This window comes from Sphingopyxis soli, assembly GCF_018682675.1.
GTDB lineage: Bacteria > Pseudomonadota > Alphaproteobacteria > Sphingomonadales > Sphingomonadaceae > Sphingopyxis > Sphingopyxis soli.
Window position 1 is genome coordinate 53,349 of the sequence record NZ_JAFMTR010000113.1, and the last position, 18,259, is coordinate 71,607.

Consider the following 18,259-nt stretch of genomic DNA (forward strand, 5'->3'; position numbering starts at 1 on the left):
GAGGAATATGACCGCGAAGCTCTTGTCCTGTGCCGTCGTCGTGCTCGCAGCCGGCTCGGTGCCCGCTCTTGCCGCCGATGCGAGCCCGTCCGATTTCCGGGCCGCTCCGCAAACAGTGCCCGACATCCTCTCCGCCAAACAGAAGCAGCTCTACACGCAGGTGCTCGCCGCGATCCGAGGCCAGCGGTGGGCCGAGGCGAAGGCGCTGATCGGCGACGACAATGGTCCGCTCGCGGACTTTCTGCGCGCCGAACTGCTGACCGCCGCGAACAGCCCGCGCGCCGAAGTCGCGGACATCATGCCGATCCTTTCGCGCTCGCCGCAATTGCCGCAGGCCGACCAGCTCGGCCGTCTTGCGGCGAAACGCGGCGCGACCGACATTCCGGCGCTGCCTTCGCAGGCGCGGCTCGCCTGGGCAGGCAGCGCGCCGCGCCGAGTCGGCGCGGACAGCATAAGCGATCCGTCGGCATCCGGCCTCGCGCGCTCGATACCCGACCGGATCAAGAACGACGACCCCGCCGGCGCCGAAGCGCTTTACAGTGCCGCCGCCGACAAGCTGACGCCCGAGGCGCGCGACGAATGGCAACAGAAGATCGCCTGGTCCTATTATATCGAGAATGACGATGCGAACGCGCTTCGCCTCGCGCTCGCCGCGGCGCAGGGCCGCAGTGCTTGGGCGACGCAGGCCGCATGGGTGCAGGGTCTCGCCGCGTGGCGCCTGCGCGACTATCGCACCTCGCTCGTCGCCTTCGATCGCGTCGCCAAGGAAGCGCCCGACAGCGAATTGCGCGCCGCGGCCTATTATTGGGCCGCGCGCGCCGCGATCGCCTCGGGCGAACCGGCTTCGGTTCAGCCGCGGCTGCGCGCCGCCGCAGCGAACGAGGAAACGCTCTACGGCCTGCTCGCCGCCGAGACCCTGGGGGTCGAAACCGATCGCCAGCGCGAGAATGTCCGCCCCGATCGCAGCGCTTGGCGCGCGCTCGAGGATCTGCCCAACGTCCGCGCCGCGATGGCCTTTGCCGAAATCGGCGAGGATGGATATGCGGACGAACTGCTCCGCCATCAGGCCCGCATCGGCGACCCGCGCCAGCACGAACAACTGATCGGCATGGCGCAGGCGCTCAGCTTGCCCGAAACGCAACTTTACCTGGCGCACAACACGCCGCAGGGGCGCAAGCTTTCGGCCGCGACGCGCTATCCGCAACCAAGGTGGGAGCCCAATGGCGGCTGGCGCGTCGATCCGGCGCTGGTGTTCGCCCACACGCTCCAGGAATCGAGGTTCCAGCGCAAGGCGGTCAGCCCCGCGGGTGCGACCGGGCTGATGCAGGTGCGTCCCGGGACCGCATCGGACCTCGCGCGCTGGAACGGCGACGGCCGCGCGCCCGGCGACCTCAAGATCCCCGCCGTGAACATGGATTTCGGCCAACGCTATCTGCAATATCTCAGCAAGGACAGCTCTATCGGCGGCCAGCTTCCGAAAGTCATCGCCGCGTATAACGCCGGCCCCGCGCCGATCGCACGCTGGCAGACCGAGATCCGCGATGGCGGCGACCCCCTGCTCTACATCGAATCGATCCCCTATTGGGAAACGCGCGGCTATGTCGGCATCGTGCTCCGCAATTACTGGATGTACGAAGCGCAGCAAGGCAAGCCCTCGGTCAGCCGCGCCGCGCTCGCGCAGGGCAAATGGCCGCGCTTTCCCGACAGCAAGGACCGCGTGCGGCTGACCTGGGCCGGACCCGCTGGCCTCGCCAATGCCGATTGACGAAAGCCTGCCGTTCAGGCCGGTCCGCATCGCCGTCCTGACCGTGTCGGACAGTCGCAGCGCGGCCGACGACAAGTCGGGCGACAAGCTCGCAGACCTGCTGACGGCGGCGGGCCATATCCTCGCCGAGCGCGCCATCGTCCGCGACGACCGCGACCAGATCGTCTCGCGCCTCCACAATTGGATCGACAATCCCGAGATCGATGTCGTCCTCACGACCGGCGGCACCGGCGTCACCGGCCGCGACGTCACGCCCGAAGCGCTGCACCGGCTCGACGGCAAGGATATTCCCGGTTTCGGCGAGCTGTTCCGCTGGATCAGCTTTCAGAAGATCGGTACGTCGACGATCCAGTCGCGCGCCTGCGCGATCGTCGCTCGCGGCACCTATATCTTTGCGCTCCCCGGTTCGACCGGCGCCGTCACCGACGCGTGGGAGGGCATCTTGTCGACCCAGCTCGACAGCCGCCACAAGCCTTGCAACTTCGTCGAGTTGATGCCACGGCTGACGGAATAGAAGAACGATCGCACCCGCGAAGGCGGGGTCCGACGAATATTTGTTCTTTCTTTGTTCCCATCGATGCGATAGTTTCTGCCGATGGAATCCGCCAAGCCCCTCCCCCCTGTTTCCGGCCGCGGCGCCCCCACCAATTTGCGCCCGACCCGCACCGGATCGCTCGACCGGACGGCCGATGGCGACTGGCTGGACGTGGCGGAGGACGTCGATGGCGCACCGCCGCCGCTGCGCACGACCGTTACCGTCGAGCGCCCGAAGACGATCATTTCCCGCAACACGTCGCCCGACATCGGCTTCGACCGCTCGATCAACCCCTATCGCGGCTGCGAACATGGCTGCATCTATTGCTTCGCGCGGCCGACGCACGCCTTTCACGACCTGTCGCCCGGGCTCGATTTCGAAAGCAGGCTCTTCGCCAAACCCGACGCCGCCAAGCTGCTGCGCGCCGAACTCGCCAAACGCAGTTACAAGGTTGCGCCGCTCGCGATCGGCACCAACACCGACGGTTATCAGCCGATCGAGCGCGAATGGGGCATCACCCGGTCGATCGTCGAGGTGCTGGCCGAAACGCGGCACCCGCTGCTGATCACGACCAAGTCGGACCGCCTGCTTCGCGACATCGACCTGCTCGCCGCCATGGCGCGCGACAATCTGGTCGGCGTCGCGATTTCGGTGACGACGCTCGATCCCCGGGTCGCGCGGACGCTCGAGCCGCGCGCGCCCCACCCGCGCCGACGCCTGGCTGCGATCCGCAAGCTGATCGATGCGGGGGTGCCGACGCAGGTCAATATCTCGCCGATCGTGCCCGCGATCACCGATCACGAGATCGAGGCGATCATGGCGGCCGCGGCGGAGGCGGGCGCGATCCGCGCCTCCTACATCCTGATGCGCCTGCCGTTCGAGGTCGCGCCGCTCTTTCGCGCCTGGCTCGCGGCGCATTATCCCGATCGCGCCGACAAGGTCATGCATATGGTGCAGGACATTCGCGGCGGGCGCGACAATGACCCCGGTTTTTTCACGCGCATGAAGGGACAGGGCATCTGGCCGCAGCTCATCCGCCAGCGCGTCAAGCGCGCCGCGCGCCAACATGGCATGGACAAGAGCTTCCCGCCGCTCCGCAGCGACCTGTTCCGCCCGCCCGAGCGCGACGGCCAGATGGAACTGTTCTAGGCGGCAGTCAAAGACCGCAGCTTGTAATCCTTGTAATCGTCGCGGATTTGGCGCTTCAACAGCTTGCCCGTCGCGGTGTGCGGCAGTTCGTCGACGAACACGACTTCATCGGGCAGCCACCATTTGGCAACCTTGTCCTTGAGGTAATCGACGACGCTCGCCTCGCTCACCTCGGCGCCCGGCTTCTTCACGATCAGCAGGATCGGCCGCTCGTCCCACTTGGGGTGAAAAACGCCGACAGCTGCCGCTTCCTGCACCCCCGGCGCGCCGACCGCGGCGTTTTCGAGTTCGATCGACGAAATCCATTCACCGCCCGACTTGATGACATCCTTCGCGCGGTCGGTGATCTGCATCACGCCGTCGGGATGGATGACCGAAACGTCGCCGGTGTCGAACCAGCCGTCGTCGTCGGCGGCATCCTCGCCCGCCTTGAAGTAGCGCTGGATGATCCACGGCCCGCGAATCTGTAACCGCCCGCTCGTCACGCCGTCGCGCGGAAGTTCGTTGCCCTCGTCATCGACGACGCGCAGTTCGACCCCGAACGGCGGACAGCCTTGGCGGCAGACGATATCGACGCGCTCGTCGAACGCCATCTCGTCCCAGTTCCACGGGCGCTTGCCCATCGTCCCGATCGGCGAGGTTTCGGTCATGCCCCACGCGTGACCGACGTCGACCCCCGCCTTCATGAAACGCTCGATCATTGCGCGCGGCGCCGCCGATCCGCCGATGATCACGCGATACAGCTTGCCATAGCCGATGCCCGTCGCGTCCATGTGCGCGAACATTGCCAGCCAGACGGTCGGCACCCCCGCGCTGTGGGTCACGCCTTCTTCGTGGATCAGGTCGCACAGCACCTGCGCCTCGTTGGTCGCCGAAAACACCAGCTTTGCGCCGACCGTCGCCGCCGCGAAGGGAATGCCCCAACTGTTCGCATGGAACATCGGCACGATCGGCAGGATCACGCTGCGGTTCGACATGTCGAACACGTCGGGCTGTATCTCGGTGATCGCGTGGATGACATTCGAGCGATGCTCGTAGAGCACACCCTTCGGATTGCCCGTCGTGCCGCTGGTGTAGCAAAGCCCGACCGGATCGCGCTCGTCCAGTTCCACCCATTCGAAGCGCCCGTCCTCGGCGCCGATCAGATCGCGGTAGGATTTATAGTCGCCCTGCGCAGGCGCATCGAACAGCACGAAATGTTCGACCGTGGGAAGCTGGTCGCGCAGCCGCTCGACGATCGGCAGGAACGCCGCGTCAAACAGCAACACGCGGTCTTCGGCATGATTGATGATATAGACGAGCTGCTCGTCGAACAGCCGCGGGTTCACGGTGTGCAATACCCCGCCCATGCCGGCGGTGCCGTACCAGCTGACGAGGTGATGGCCGTGGTTCATCGCCAGCGTCGCGATGCGGTCGCCCTTCTGCATTCCCAGCCTGACCATCGCGGCGGCGAAGCGGCGGGCGTCCGCGCCCACCTCGCCCCACGTCGAGCGCGTGACGCTGCCATCGGCCCAGCGCGAGACGATCTCGCGCCCCGCATGTTCGCGTGCGGCATGATCGATCAGGCTAGTGACGAGCAGCGGCTGACCCTGCATTCCCATTTTCGGCATCCTCGATTATCGTTGCCGCTTAGGAATAGGGCCGGAAATGCGTGCTATGCAAGGGTGAAGCGGGCTATCGCGCCCTGAAATCGCGCGGCGCGACCAGCGAAAGAGCGGGTTCGGTTACGCCTGCAATCATTTCAAGCCGCGAGACGGTGTCGGGGCCGAGGGCGAAGCTCCGGCCAAGCTCCACCCGCACATCCTCATCGGTCAGCGGATCGCGCGTTGCGATGACCACCTTGCCGCGCGCATCGTCGCGACGTTCGAGCAGTTTTGCGATTTCCGCGACCGCATCGGCCAGGTCGACCCTGCACGTCAGCTGCAACGCCGCCGTCGCCGCTATTTCGGCGAGCGATTGCGCCCCGCGCACGGTAACGCGCGGCGTCTCCTCGCCTTCGAGCAGGTCAAGCTCGACGGACAGGATCGCGCAGCCGCCTTCAGCCGCCAGCGCCTCGAGCACCTTTCCCGCCTGCTCGTCGAAACAGCTCGACTGGAATTGTCCGCTGCGGTCGGACAGCGTCAGATTGAGGAAGCGGTTGCCACGTTGCGACACGCGCGGGCGCGCGCTTTCGACCATTGCCGCCATCACCATCGGGATGCGCGTTCCCGGCGTCATGTCGACATTCTCGCAAATATCGCCATAGGAGCGCGCGCCGCGTGCCGCGACGATCGCCTCATATTGCTCGACCGGGTGGGCAGAGAAGTAAAAGCCGAATGCCTCCTTCTCGCGCGTCATGCGCTCCGCGAGCGTCCAGGGCTCGGCCGCCGACAGCTGCAGCACCGGGGCGATCGCGACATCGCCCCCGAACAGGCCGCCCTGCCCCGTCGAGCGCTCGTGCGCCGAGCTGTTCGCACAGGCGAGCAGCGCCTCGGCGCCGGCGAAGGCGGTCGGCCGGTCGGGCTCGACGCAATCGAAGGCGCCGCCAGCGGCCAGCGCCTCGATCTGCCGCCGGTTGAGCAGCTTGGGGTCGATGCGCGCCGCGAAATCGTCGAGGCTCGCGAAATCGCCCTTCGCATGGCGCTCGGCGACCAGCGCCTCCATCGCCTTCTCGCCGACGCCTTTCAGCGCGCCGAGCGCGTAGCGCACCGTCAACCCATCCTCGCCGCGCCCGACCGAGAAATCGGCTTCGCTCTCGTTGATCGACGGACCCGAAACCTCCACGCCCAGCCGGCGCATGTCGTCGATGAAGACCGACAGCTTGTCGGTCTGGTGGCTGTCGAACGACATCGACGCCGCAAAAAACTCGTGCGGATAATGGGCTTTCAGCCAGGCCGTCTGATACGACAGCAAAGCGTAAGCCGCCGCGTGGCTCTTGTTGAAACCATATCCTGCGAACTTGTCGATCAAGTCGAACAGCTCGTTCGCGGCCTTCGCATCGATGCCGTTGTGCTCGCCGCAGCCCTTGACGAAGGTGTCGCGCTGCGCGTCCATCTCCGCCTGAACCTTCTTGCCCATCGCGCGGCGCAGCAGGTCGGCGCCGCCGAGGCTGTAGCCGGCGAGGATCTGCGCCGCCTGCATCACCTGCTCCTGATAGACGAAGATGCCATAGGTTTCGGCGAGGATGCCTTCGAGCAGCGGATGCGGATAGGCGATCGGCTCGCGCCCGTTCTTGCGCGCCCCGAACAACGGAATATTGTCCATCGGACCCGGGCGATAGAGCGCCACGAGCGCGATGATGTCGCCGAAATTGGTCGGTTTGACCGCCGACAGCGTGCGCCGCATGCCTTCGGATTCCAGCTGGAACACCCCGACCGTCTCGCCGCGCTGCAGCAGTTCATAGACCGCCGGATCGTCCCAGCCGAGCGTATCGAGATCGACATCGACCCCGCGCAGCGCGAGCAGCCGCTTCGCTTCCTTCAGCACCGACAGCGTCTTGAGGCCGAGGAAGTCGAACTTCACCAGCCCCGCAGTCTCGACATATTTCATGTCGAACTGCGTCACCGGCATGTCCGAGCGCGGGTCGCGATAGAGCGGGACGAGCTGGTCGAGCGGCCGGTCGCCGATCACCACCCCCGCCGCGTGGGTCGAACTGTGCCGCGGCAGCCCTTCGAGCTGGCGCGCCATGTCGAACAGGCGGCGCACGCCGTCGTCCTGCTTATATTCGGTCATTAACTCGCTGACGCCGTTCAATGCGCGTTCGAGCGTCCAGGGATCGGTCGGATGGTTCGGTACCAGCTTCGCGAGCCGGTCGACCTGACCATAGCTCATCTGGAGCACGCGGCCGGTGTCCTTCAGCACCGCGCGCGCCTTCAGCTTACCGAAGGTGATGATCTGCGCCACCGTGTCGCGACCGTATTTTTCCTGCACATAGCGGATCACCTCGCCGCGCCGCGTTTCGCAGAAGTCGATGTCGAAGTCGGGCATCGACACGCGCTCGGGATTGAGGAAGCGTTCGAACAGCAGGCCGAGCTTCAAGGGATCGAGGTCGGTGATCGTCAACGCCCAGGCGACGACGCTGCCCGCACCCGACCCGCGCCCCGGCCCCACCGGAATGTCATGCGCCTTTGCCCATTTGATGAAGTCGGCAACGATCAGGAAATAGCCGGGAAAACCCATCTGGGTAATGACATCGACCTCGAAATCGAGGCGCTTGACATAGGCTTCGCGTTCCTCGGCGGAAAGGTCGGGATAATGCGCGAGCCGCGCCTCCAGCCCCGCATGGGCGTCGGCCTTGAGCTGCGCCGCCTCGCCCTCGCGGTCGCCTGCAAGGCTGGGCAGGATCGGCTTGCGCTTGGGCGCCATGATGGCGCAGCGCTGCGCGACGACGAGCGTATTATGCATCGCCTCGGGCAGGTCGCTGAACGCATCCTCCATCGCCTCGGCGGGCTTCAGCCAAGCCTCCGGGTTCGACACGCGCCGGTCCTCGCTCTCGACATAGGCCGATTGCGCGATGCACAGCATCGCGTCGTGCGCAGCGTGGAATTGCGGCTCGACGAAATTGGCGGGATTGGTCGCGACGATCGGCAGCGCCCGGGCATAGGCCAGATCGATCAGCGCGTTCTCGGCGGCCATTTCGGTCGCGTCGTTGCGGCGCGACAGTTCGATGTAAAGCCGCCCCCCGAACAGCGCCTCCAATTGCTCGACATAATCGTCGGCCGCGATTTTCTGCTCGCCCGCAAGCAACCGCGCGAGAGCTCCCTCGCCGCCACCGGTCAGGCAAATGAGGCCGTCAGTCTTCCCTGCCATGTCGGCGAGCGTGACATGCGGATCCTGCTCGACCGGACGGCCGAGATGCGCCGCCGACACCAGCGCGCACAGATTGTTGTAGCCCGTATCGTCCTGTGCATAGAGCGCGAGCCAGTCGATCATCGGCGCGCCGTTCGCCAGCCGCTGTCCCGGCCGCGCGACGCTCAGGAAGGCGCCGACGATCGGCTGCACCCCCGCCGCCTTGCACGCCTCGCCGAACGCCATGACGCCGTAGAGACCGTTGCGATCGGCGACCGCGATCGCAGGAAACCCGCGATCGCGTGCGGCTTTCGCAATCGCCTTGGGCTCGATCGCTCCTTCGAGCATCGTAAAGCTGGAGAAAACGCGCAAGGGAACGAAGGGGCTGTAGGCCATCGGATGACGCTAGGCATATGTGACGATTCGGGGAAGCGTCAGTGTGCGAATTATGCACATCCGCTGCACATAAACCGTTCGTGCTGAGCATGTCGAAGCACCGCACTTTCCTTCAACGTCGCAAACTGAAGGACGGCCCTTCGACAAGCTCAGGGCGAACGGATTTTACAGGCGCTATCCCAGCAGTTCTTCAATCTCTTTGCGCAGCTGCTCGGGCTTGGTCGTCGGCGCGTGGCGCGATACCACCTTGCCGTTGCGATCGACGAGGAATTTGGTGAAGTTCCACTTGATCCCGCTACCCAGCAGCCCGGTCTGCTCGTCCTTCAGATGTTTGAAGATCGGATCGGCGTTCGGTCCGTTGACGTCGATCTTCGCCATCAAGGGGAAGGTCACATCATAGGTCAGCGAACAGAAATTCGCGATCTCCTCCGCATCGCCCGGCTCCTGCGCGCCGAACTGGTTGCACGGAAAGCCCAGCACCTCGAACCCGCGATCCTTGTAATCGCGATAGAGCTCCTCAAGCCCCTCATATTGCGGGGTAAAGCCGCATTTCGACGCGGTGTTGACGATCAGCAGCACCTTGCCCTTGTAATCGGCCAGCGGCTGCTCGCCGCCGCCCGGCAGCTTCGCCGAAAGATCATAGAGGCCCATATTATTTCTCCCCCGCCTTGCGCGGTCTGTAGATGAAATCGAAGCTCGTCGCCCATGTCAGTCCCTGGTCGGTCGACTGCTCGCCATGCTGGCGCACCGACCCGTCGGACTGTTTCGAATAGGTCATACGGATAAGGCCGTCCTGCCCCTTGGCAACGACATTCGCCCAATGGCCGGTCAGCACCATCCTGCCATCAACCGGTCCGCCATCGAAATCGACCCGCGCGCCGGTCGCGTCGACCCACGCCTGCCGCCAGTAGCGGCGCTCGGCGTCATAATGGCTGAACGAGCCGCCGCCCCCGCCTTTCAGCGGTTTCCACGTCTCGCGGATCGCGCAGCCGAGGAACATCGATTCGATGCTGCTGGTCGCCACCCGCGTGGTGCTGCCGTTCGGGAACATATCCCATTCGCCGACCCAGAAATCGAAGGCATGATAGTCCGGGCCCGCGCACGGAAGCTGGACCAGCGGCGCGGGTTGCGACGGAATAGCCGGCGGCGGTGGCGGAAGCTGGATCGGCGGAGGCGGCGGAGGAGGAGACTGAAATCCGGCGTGCGCCGGGGCGGCCGTAAAAGCCAGTCCCGCAAATAATAGCGAACGGATCATTCGGCCCCTCCCCGCAGAATCGCGACGCTACGCCTCGATATGCCCTTCGTGCAAGCGCAGGACGCGGTCCATGCGCGCGGCGAGCCGTTCATTGTGCGTCGCGACCAGCGCCGCCGAGCCATGGTCGCGCACCAGCTTCACAAACTGGTCGAACACGCGGTCGGCGGTCGCCTCGTCAAGATTGCCGGTCGGCTCGTCGGCGAGCACGAGCAGAGGCCGGTTCGCGAGCGCGCGCGCGACAGCAACGCGCTGCTGCTCGCCGCCCGACAGCTTGCTCGGCTTGTGATGCAGTCGCTCGGCGAGCCCCAGCCGCCCGAGCAGATCGGTCGCGCGTTCCTCGGCCTCGGCCTGCCGCGCGCCGCGGATCAGTTGCGGCAGCACGACATTCTCGATCGCGGTAAAGTCGGGCAGCAGATGGTGGAACTGATAGACGAAGCCGATCTTCTCGCGCCGCGTCCTCGTCCGCTCGCCCTGGTCGATGCGCGTCACATCCTCGCCGTCGATGCGGATCGTGCCGCCGAAGCCGCCCTCGAGCAGGCCGACGGCCTGCAGCATCGTCGACTTGCCCGATCCCGACGGGCCGAGCAGCGCGACGATCTCGCCGCGGTTCAGCTTCGCATCGACCCCGCGCAGCACCTCGATGGTGACGTCGGCCTGGGTGAAGCTGCGCTTCAGGCCGGCGAGTTCAAGGACCACGTCACTCATAGCGAAGCACCTGCACCGGATCGGTATTCGCGGCCTTGTACGCGGGATAGAGCGTCGCGAGAAAGCTGAAGACGATCGTCATGACCGCAATCCCCGTGATCTCGAACGGATCGGGCTTCGACGGCAATTCCGTCAGGAAGCGGATCGAGGGATCCCACAGCGATTGCCCGGTCAGAATCTCGAACCCGCGCAGGACATTCTGACGGAAGAAAAGCAGCCCGAATCCGATGGCCATGCCCGCGACCGTGCCCGCGACGCCGATCGAAAGCCCGATCGCGATGAATATCCGCATCACCGAATCGCGCGGGGCGCCCATCGTGCGCAGGATCGCCATGTCGCGCGTCTTTGCTCGCACCAGCATGATCAGCGACGAAATGATGTTGAACGCGGCGACCAGGATGATCAGCGACAGGATCACGAACATCGCGACGCGCTCGATCGACAAAGCCTCGAACAGGCTCGCGTTCATCGATCGCCAGTCGGAAATAACGGCTTTCGCCGCGACCTTTCCGGCCAGCGGCTGCAGCGTTTGGCCGACCCGGTCGGGATCGGTCACCTTGACCTCGATCATCCCCACCTGGTCGCCGATCAACAGCAACAGTTGCGCATCCTCCATCGGCATCACGACATAGGCCTTGTCGAAGTCATACACCCCGATCTCGAAGATCGCCGAGACCCGATAGGCAATCTCGCGCGGCACGGTGCCAAAGGGCGTTGCCCGCCCCTGCGGGTTGATGATCGTCACCGTCGATCCAACCGTCGCGCCCAGATTGCGCGCCAACTCGCTGCCGAGCGCGATATTGCCCGAATTGGGGGTCAGCGCGTTCAGGCTGCCTTGCAGCACCTTTCCGCCAAGCACGTCGTTCCGGCGAATATCCTGCACGGTCATCCCCCGCACCAGCACGCCCTCGACACGCCCGCTGAAGCTCGCCAGCAACGGCTGTTCGATCAGCGGCGTCGCCGACACCACGCCCGGGGTCGCCTTCGCCTGCTGCAGCACGTCCCGCCAGTCGTCGAGCCGCCCGCCAAAGCCCTGCACGACGGCATGGCCGTTGAGCCCCACGATCTTGTCGAACAGGTCCGACCGGACGCCGTTCATCACGCTCATCACGATCACCAGCGCCGCGACGCCCAAAGTCACCGCAATGAAGCTGAAGGCGGCGGCGACGAAGATGAAGCCCTCACCGCGCTGCGGCAGAAGATAGCGTTTGAAGATGGCGCGTTCGTAAGGACGCAGGATCATCGGGCGGGCGGCCTTGGAAGCGCGATACGCGGTGCGGTCATGCCGTCGCTTTAGGGAGCGCGGGCGATGCTGGCAATGGCCACGAATCCCCGCGCCACTTGCGAGCGATTCGCACAATATGTTGCCCAACGGCCACAGAGCGGACGCAAAAGAAGGCAGAATCGCGCGTGGAGGGTGACAAACCGCCCCCTTCGACCTACCCACATGGCTTCTGGTTCAACGCGGCCAAATGGCCCGGCTCCAGGGAGTGCAGATCCTTCGCCGGTCTGCGCACAAGGGGGATGGCGAGTGTTCGTCACAGGCGCCCGGGTCTCGGAAGAGGCCCGGGCGTTGTGATTCTCAGTCTTCGTATGCAGCCACGGCAACTTTGGGGTGGATTCCAGCCCTTCACATCCTCCCCGCTTGCGGGGAGGTGGCAGCCGCGTAGCGGCTGACGGAGGGGGCTAGCGTCGTCCCGCAGCGCCGCTTCAGGATGCTAGCCCCCTCCACCGCCTTCGGCGGTCCCCCTCCCCGCAAGCGGGGAGGATCTTATGTCCGCATCCGGTCGGAACCCGCGCCTACCCCTCGCACTCGCTGATATCTTCCAGCATCTCGGCATCGAGCACGCGCACACGGCCCTGCTCCAGCGAAATCACGCCCGATTCTTCCCAGCTCTTGAGCTGGCGGTTGATATGCTCGCGGCTCATCCCGGCGAAATTGCCGAGTTCGGTCTGGCTGAGCTCGACGCGGTGCGACTTTTCGGCGCTGTCCTTGCGGATCAGGCGCTTGAGGTAACGCGCAAGCCGCGGGCCCGAGGCATAGGCGCGGTCGCTTTCGATCGTCTGGTCGGCGGTGCGCAGCCGCCGCGCGAGCTGCTGCATCAGCGACCAGGTGAATTCGGGATGGCTCGCCGCGAAATCCTTGAGCGCGTTGCGGCCGAGCTGCAGCGCGCTGCCGGCGCTCGTCGCGGTCACCGAAGCCGTGCGCTCGCCGCCGTCGAGCAGCGCGATCTCGCCCAGCACCGCGCCGGGTTCGGCATAGGCAAGCACGATCTCGCGCCCGCCCGCGGTCAACATCGACACGCGCGCCGTGCCTTCGGTCAGGATCAGCATCATGTCGCCGGGATCGCCCTGGACGAGCAACTCCTTGCCCTTCACGAAGCTGATCTGGACCGACCGGCTGGCGATTTCGGCCCAGTCCTCGACGCTCAGACCGGAAAAGATACTGTCGGGGCCCTGAAGCTCGGCGAGTCTCGCGTGATCCATGCCCCTGTCGTCCCTTTCCTGTCGTCGCCCCGCAGACCTCAGACGAGCCGGCTCTGTTTCACCGCCGCTTCGATGAATCCCCGGAACAGGGGATGCGGATCGAAGGGTTTGGATTTCAGTTCGGGGTGGAATTGCACCCCGATGAACCACGGATGGTCCGGCCGCTCGACGATCTCGGGTAACATGCCATCGGGAGACATGCCAGAAAAGACAAGTCCGCCCTTTTCAAGGCTGTCGCGATAGGCGCCGTTCACCTCGTAGCGGTGGCGGTGCCGCTCGCTGATCTCGTTCGCGCCATAAATCGCCGCGACATGGCTGTTCGGCGACAGCTTCGCCTCATAGGCGCCAAGCCGCATCGTACCGCCCATGTCGGTGTTCGCGCCGCGCTGCTGCAGCCCCTCGGCGCTCATCCATTCGGTGATCAGGCCGACGACCGGCTCGCTCGTCGGGCCGAATTCGGTGCTCGACGCCTGTTCGATGCCGCTCGTGTTCCGCGCACCCTCGATGCACGCCATCTGCATCCCAAGACAGATGCCGAAGAAGGGCACATTGCGCTCGCGCGCGAAGCGGACGCTCTCGATCTTGCCCTCGGACCCGCGCTCGCCGAAGCCGCCGGGGACGAGAATGCCGTGCATCGGCTCGAGTTCGTTCGCGAGGTCGTCGCCGCGCTCGAACATTTCGGCGTCGAGCCAGCGGATGTTGACCTTGACCCGGTTCGCCATGCCGCCGTGGACGAGCGCCTCGTTGAGCGACTTGTACGCATCGGGCAGCGAGACATATTTGCCGACGACGCCGATCGTGACCTCGCCCTCGGGGTGCTGCTTGCGATCCATGATGTCGTACCACGCCGACAGGTCGGGATCGGGCGCGTCATGGATGCCGAAGGCGCGCAGGACTTCGCTGTCGAGCCCCTCGCCATGATATTGCACCGGGACCGAATAGATGCTGTCGGCATCGAGCGCCGGGATCACCGCTTCCTTCCGCACGTTGCAGAATTGCGCGATCTTGGCGCGTTCGCCTTCCGGCAGCGGTTTTTCGCAGCGGCAAAGCAGAATGTCGGGCTGAACGCCAAGCGACGCGAGTTCGCGCACGCTGTGCTGCGTCGGCTTGGTCTTCAGCTCGCCCGCGGCGGCGATGTACGGCACCAGCGTGACGTGGACGGAGAGCGTGTTCTCGCGCCCCTCCTCGTTCCTAAGCTGGCGGATCGCTTCGATGAAGGGCAGCGATTCGATGTCGCCGACCGTGCCGCCGATCTCGCACAACACGAAATCGAGGTCGTCGGTCTCGGCGCGCGCGAACGCCTTGATCGCGTCGGTGACGTGCGGAACGACCTGCACCGTCGCGCCGAGATAATCGCCGCGACGTTCCTTGGTGATGATCTGCTGATAGATGCGGCCCGAGGTGACATTGTCGCTCTGCCGCGCCGCAACGCCGGTAAAGCGCTCGTAGTGGCCGAGGTCGAGGTCGGTTTCGGCCCCGTCGTCGGTCACATAGACCTCGCCATGCTGATAGGGCGACATCGTGCCCGGATCGACATTGAGGTAGGGATCGAACTTCCGAATGCGAACACGGTAGCCACGCGCCTGCAACAAGGCCGCGAGGCTAGCCGCCATCAAACCTTTGCCAAGCGAGGAGACCACGCCGCCGGTGATAAAAATGAACCGCGCCATGGGAGGAAAGACTTACTCAACAGGAGGGTGACGGCGCAAGCCGTCGAATCGCTTGCGGCGGAAAAAATTCCGCCGCCGCGCGTGCGATGCCGGTGGCCGAAGCCGCCGGTCTATTTCTTGGCAGGGGCCTCGGCGGGTGCCGGAGCGCTCTGGCTGGCCGCGGCAGCGGCCGCTGCCAGCGGATCGTCCGAGGCCGGAGCAGTCTGCGCCGGAGCCTGTACCGGGCCGGTGAGCGACGAGGTCGGCGCACTGCTGCTCGGCTGCGCCGATTTCGACAGCGAGGTATCGATCGTCGCCCCCCCGCCACCGCCGACCGACGCCAGCGCCGCGAGCAGGATCGACAGGCCGACGAACAGGCTGGCGAGGATCGTCGTCGCCCGGGTCAGGAAATCCGCCGCGCCGCGCGCCGACAGCAGGCCCGCGGGACTGCCGCCGACACCCAGACCGCCACCTTCCGACTTCTGCATCAGGATGACGCCGATCATCGCCGCGGCAACGAGCGCCTGGACGACGAGCAGGAAGGTGAAGAGGCTGGACATCGAATTTTCCCGGACTTGCGCGATCCCACACGGACCACGCCCGCGGCGCACATAGAGATGAAGTGCCGGGGGTTCAAGCCTGCATACCGTCGCCCCGCGCTCGCGGGGGCGACGATCGCTAGAGCCCCGAGGCCGCCACGATGATCGGCACGAACTTGCCAGCCGTCAGGCTGGCGCCGCCGACCAGCGCCCCGTCGACATCGCCCGCACCAAGCAGCTCGGCGGCATTCTCTGCATTCACCGATCCGCCATAGAGAAGGCGCATCGTGCCCGCCGCGTCGCTGTCGGCGAGGTCGCCGAGCTTGGCGCGGATCGCACCGTGCATCGCCGCCACATCATCGGCCGTCGGCACCAGCCCGGTCCCGATCGCCCAGATCGGTTCATAGGCGATGGCAAGCCGCGACGCATCGAAATCCGCAGGCAGCGAGCCCGCGACCTGCGCCAGCACATAGTCGATCGCGCCGCCCGATTCGCGCACCTCGCGTGGCTCGCCGACGCACAGGATCACCGAAAGCCCCGCGGCGAGCGCCGCTTCGGCCTTCGCCTTCACATCGGCATCGCTCTCGGCGAAGCCCTCGCGGCGCTCGCTATGCCCGACGATGACGAGCGTTGCCCCGATGTCGGCCAGCATCGCCGCCGCGACCGATCCGGTGTAGGCGCCCGACGCCGCGCTATGGCAATCCTGTCCGCCGACCGCCGCGCCCGGCGCCGCCGCGAGCATCGGCCCGATCAGCGTAAAGGGCGGGCACAGCGCCACGTCGACAGCGGGATGCGCCTTCGCCGCGTCGAAAATCGCCTGCGCCTCGCCCAGCGCGGCCGTCAGCCCGTTCATTTTCCAGTTGCCGACCACATATTTGCGCCGCGCCATTGCCCCGATCCTCCTGCCTGTCGTCTCGATGCCCGCCCCTAGCGCCCGGCGGCATTCCAATGCAAGCGCGCGCCGCTTCGCGCTTTCCCGCCTTGAAGCCTGCCCGCCTCCCGCCTAAAGCAGCGCCCAAACCGCGCCCGCAGGCGCCACGCCGAAAGTATAGTCGTTTCATGATCACGTCTCTCCGCCGTCTGTTCGGATCCACCCTCGGCAAGATCATCGCGCTCGGCTTCATCGCCCTGATCGGCGTGCTGTTCGCGCTCGGCGACGTCACCGGCAACGCCTCGTTCGGCGGCCTCGGCGGCGCCAATGTCGCCAAGGTCGGCAAGAGCCAGCTCGGCGTCGGCGAGCTTCGCGAACGCGTTCGCCTCGCGTACAATCAGGCGCGGCAACAGCAGCCGGGCCTCACCATGACGGCCTTCGTCGAATCGGGCGGGCTCGACCAGGCGCTGAACCAGATGATCGACGGGATCGCCTTCGAACAATTCGCGACCGAGCTCGGCTTCAGCGTCAGCAAGCGCCAGATCGATGGCCGTATCGCCGACATTCCCGCCTTTTCGGGGGTGTCGGGCAAGTTCGACCAGAAGACGTTCGAGAATTTCCTGCGCCAGCAGGGAATGACCGAGGCGCAGCTCCGCCGCGACATCAAGCAGCAGCTGCTGCTCGAACAGATCGGCGCGCCGATCGGCAACCTGCCGCGCATCGCGACGGGTATTGCCAGCCCCTATACCGCGCTGCTGCTCGAGCAGCGCAGCGGCCAGGCAACCTTCATTCCCGCCAGCATCTTCGCGCCCAAGAATGATCCGGGCGACGCCGCGCTGCAAAGCTTCCTTGCCCAGAACAAGTCGAAATTCACCGTCCCCGAACGGCGCGTACTGCAATATGCGCTGTTCGACCGCAGCGCCGTTCCGGTTCCCGCGGTCAGCGACGCCGAAATCGAAAAGGCATACAAGGCAAACGCCGCCCAATATGCCGCCAGCGAGACGCGCCGCTTTGCCCAGGTGATCGCCCCCGATCAGGCCACCGCCAACAGCATCGCGGCAAAGGCGCGCACCGGCACGCCGCTCGCCGCGGCCGCGCAGGCGTCGGGGCTTTCGGCCTCGACGACGGGCGAGCTCACTCTGTCGGCCTATGCGGCGACGACCAGCGACGCGATGGCCAAGACGGCCTTCGCCGCCAAGCGCGGCGACATTCTCGGCCCGACGCAGACCGGCCTTGGCTGGGCGGTCGCGCGTGTCGAGGCGGTGACCGCGAAGCCCGCGCGCAGCCTTGCCGACGCGACCCCCGAAATCCGTGCCGAACTCGCCAAGAACAAGGCGAACGAGGCCATGGTCGACTATTTCAACGCGGTGCAGGACGCCGTGAACAGCGGCGCCTCGATCGAGGAGATCGCCGCCGACCGCAAGCTGAAGGTCGAGGAGACCCCCGCCCTTCTCCCCAGCGGCCGGGCGCCCAAGGTGCCCGGCTTCGCGCTCGCGCCCGAACTCGCGCCGATGGTCAGCGGCGCCTTCCAGGGAAGCGGCGAAGGCGAAAGCCAGATCGCCACGCTGGTCGAGAACGAGAAATTCGCCGTCTATTCGGTGAAATCGATCGTCGCGGCCGCACCGCCGCCCTTTGCCGAAATCCGCCCCGCCCTGCTCGAGGAATGGCGCTTCGCCGAGGGGCAGAAGGTTGCCCGCAACAAGGCGCGCGCCATCGTCAAGGCGGTCGAGGGCGGCCAGAGCCTCGCCGAGGCCGCGCGCGCCGCCGGCCCGAACATCGGCAACGTCCAGACGATCGGCGGCCGCCGCTCCGAACTCGGCCGCGACGGCAAGGGCGTTCCGCCCGAACTCGCGCTGCTCTTCTCGATGGCGAAGAACAGCGTCAAGACTCTCGAAATCCCGGGTAACCGCGGCTGGATGGTCATCGCGCTCGACAAGGTCGACCGTCCCGACCCCAAGTCGATCGAGCCTGCGCGCGTCGCCGCGCTCGCGCAGCCGCTCGCCTCGGCCTTCGGCAACGAGCTGGTCGAGCAACTCGCCGCCGAGGCGAAGCGCCGTGTCGGGGTGACGATCAACAAGGACCTGGTCGATCAGCTCCGCAAAGAGCTGACCGGCGCCGCGCCGGTCGGCGAATAAGCGCGG

General features: G+C 66.0%; 14 protein-coding genes. 4 read left to right on the forward strand and 10 right to left on the reverse strand.

The window, feature by feature from the left end:
• The first annotated feature begins 7 nt into the window (after positions 1 to 7).
• From J1N50_RS17000 to J1N50_RS17010, 3 genes are all read left to right on the forward strand, one after another.
• Positions 8 to 1,765, forward strand: a complete 1,758-nt coding sequence (locus tag J1N50_RS17000) for a lytic transglycosylase domain-containing protein (RefSeq protein ID WP_246553707.1) — start codon at positions 8 to 10, stop codon at positions 1,763 to 1,765.
• Positions 1,755 to 2,279, forward strand: a complete 525-nt coding sequence (gene moaB / locus J1N50_RS17005) for a molybdenum cofactor biosynthesis protein B (RefSeq protein ID WP_215355937.1) — start codon at positions 1,755 to 1,757, stop codon at positions 2,277 to 2,279. The genes J1N50_RS17000 and moaB overlap by 11 nt, the downstream gene beginning before the upstream one ends.
• Positions 2,280 to 2,360: 81 nt before the next feature.
• Complete coding sequence (locus J1N50_RS17010; RefSeq protein WP_215355939.1) at positions 2,361 to 3,449, forward strand: PA0069 family radical SAM protein; 1,089 nt, start codon at positions 2,361 to 2,363, stop codon at positions 3,447 to 3,449.
• Here J1N50_RS17010 and J1N50_RS17015 read toward each other — a convergent pair.
• From J1N50_RS17015 to tpiA, 10 genes are all read right to left on the reverse strand, one after another.
• Entirely contained in the window at positions 3,446 to 5,050 is a 1,605-nt protein-coding gene (locus J1N50_RS17015) for a long-chain fatty acid--CoA ligase (protein ID WP_215355941.1), read from the reverse strand. The two genes, J1N50_RS17010 and J1N50_RS17015, sit on opposite strands and share 4 nt — an antisense overlap.
• Positions 5,051 to 5,123: 73 nt before the next feature.
• The gene (gene dnaE, locus J1N50_RS17020; RefSeq protein ID WP_215355943.1) at positions 5,124 to 8,612 is read right to left on the reverse strand and encodes a DNA polymerase III subunit alpha; all 3,489 of its coding nucleotides are present in this window, start codon (positions 8,610 to 8,612) and stop codon (positions 5,124 to 5,126) included.
• A 174-nt stretch (positions 8,613 to 8,786) separates the two neighbouring features.
• Positions 8,787 to 9,263: a glutathione peroxidase gene (locus J1N50_RS17025; RefSeq protein WP_215355946.1), complete on the reverse strand. Its 477-nt coding sequence runs from the start codon at positions 9,261 to 9,263 to the stop codon at positions 8,787 to 8,789.
• A gap of 1 nt (position 9,264) precedes the next feature.
• Positions 9,265 to 9,867: a hypothetical protein gene (locus J1N50_RS17030; RefSeq protein ID WP_246553709.1), complete on the reverse strand. Its 603-nt coding sequence runs from the start codon at positions 9,865 to 9,867 to the stop codon at positions 9,265 to 9,267.
• Positions 9,868 to 9,894: 27 nt separating this feature from the next.
• The gene (locus J1N50_RS17035) at positions 9,895 to 10,572 is read right to left on the reverse strand and encodes an ABC transporter ATP-binding protein (protein WP_215355948.1); all 678 of its coding nucleotides are present in this window, start codon (positions 10,570 to 10,572) and stop codon (positions 9,895 to 9,897) included.
• Positions 10,565 to 11,815, reverse strand: a complete 1,251-nt coding sequence (locus J1N50_RS17040) for a lipoprotein-releasing ABC transporter permease subunit (RefSeq protein ID WP_215355950.1) — start codon at positions 11,813 to 11,815, stop codon at positions 10,565 to 10,567. The genes J1N50_RS17035 and J1N50_RS17040 overlap by 8 nt, the downstream gene beginning before the upstream one ends.
• Before the next feature lie 557 nt (positions 11,816 to 12,372).
• Positions 12,373 to 13,059: a Crp/Fnr family transcriptional regulator gene (locus tag J1N50_RS17045; protein ID WP_215355952.1), complete on the reverse strand. Its 687-nt coding sequence runs from the start codon at positions 13,057 to 13,059 to the stop codon at positions 12,373 to 12,375.
• A 38-nt stretch (positions 13,060 to 13,097) separates the two neighbouring features.
• Positions 13,098 to 14,729 (reverse strand): CTP synthase, encoded by a 1,632-nt coding sequence (gene pyrG, locus J1N50_RS17050; protein ID WP_215355955.1) that lies wholly within the window; start codon positions 14,727 to 14,729, stop codon positions 13,098 to 13,100.
• Positions 14,730 to 14,839: 110 nt separating this feature from the next.
• Positions 14,840 to 15,268, reverse strand: a complete 429-nt coding sequence (secG, locus tag J1N50_RS17055; protein ID WP_215355957.1) for a preprotein translocase subunit SecG — start codon at positions 15,266 to 15,268, stop codon at positions 14,840 to 14,842.
• 118 nt (positions 15,269 to 15,386) lie between these two features.
• Complete coding sequence (gene tpiA / locus J1N50_RS17060) at positions 15,387 to 16,136, reverse strand: triose-phosphate isomerase (protein ID WP_215355959.1); 750 nt, start codon at positions 16,134 to 16,136, stop codon at positions 15,387 to 15,389.
• A 170-nt stretch (positions 16,137 to 16,306) separates the two neighbouring features.
• Here tpiA and J1N50_RS17065 point away from each other — a divergent pair, with 170 nt between their 5' ends.
• Positions 16,307 to 18,253 (forward strand): peptidylprolyl isomerase, encoded by a 1,947-nt coding sequence (locus J1N50_RS17065; protein ID WP_215355961.1) that lies wholly within the window; start codon positions 16,307 to 16,309, stop codon positions 18,251 to 18,253.
• The last annotated feature ends 6 nt before the right edge of the window (positions 18,254 to 18,259 follow it).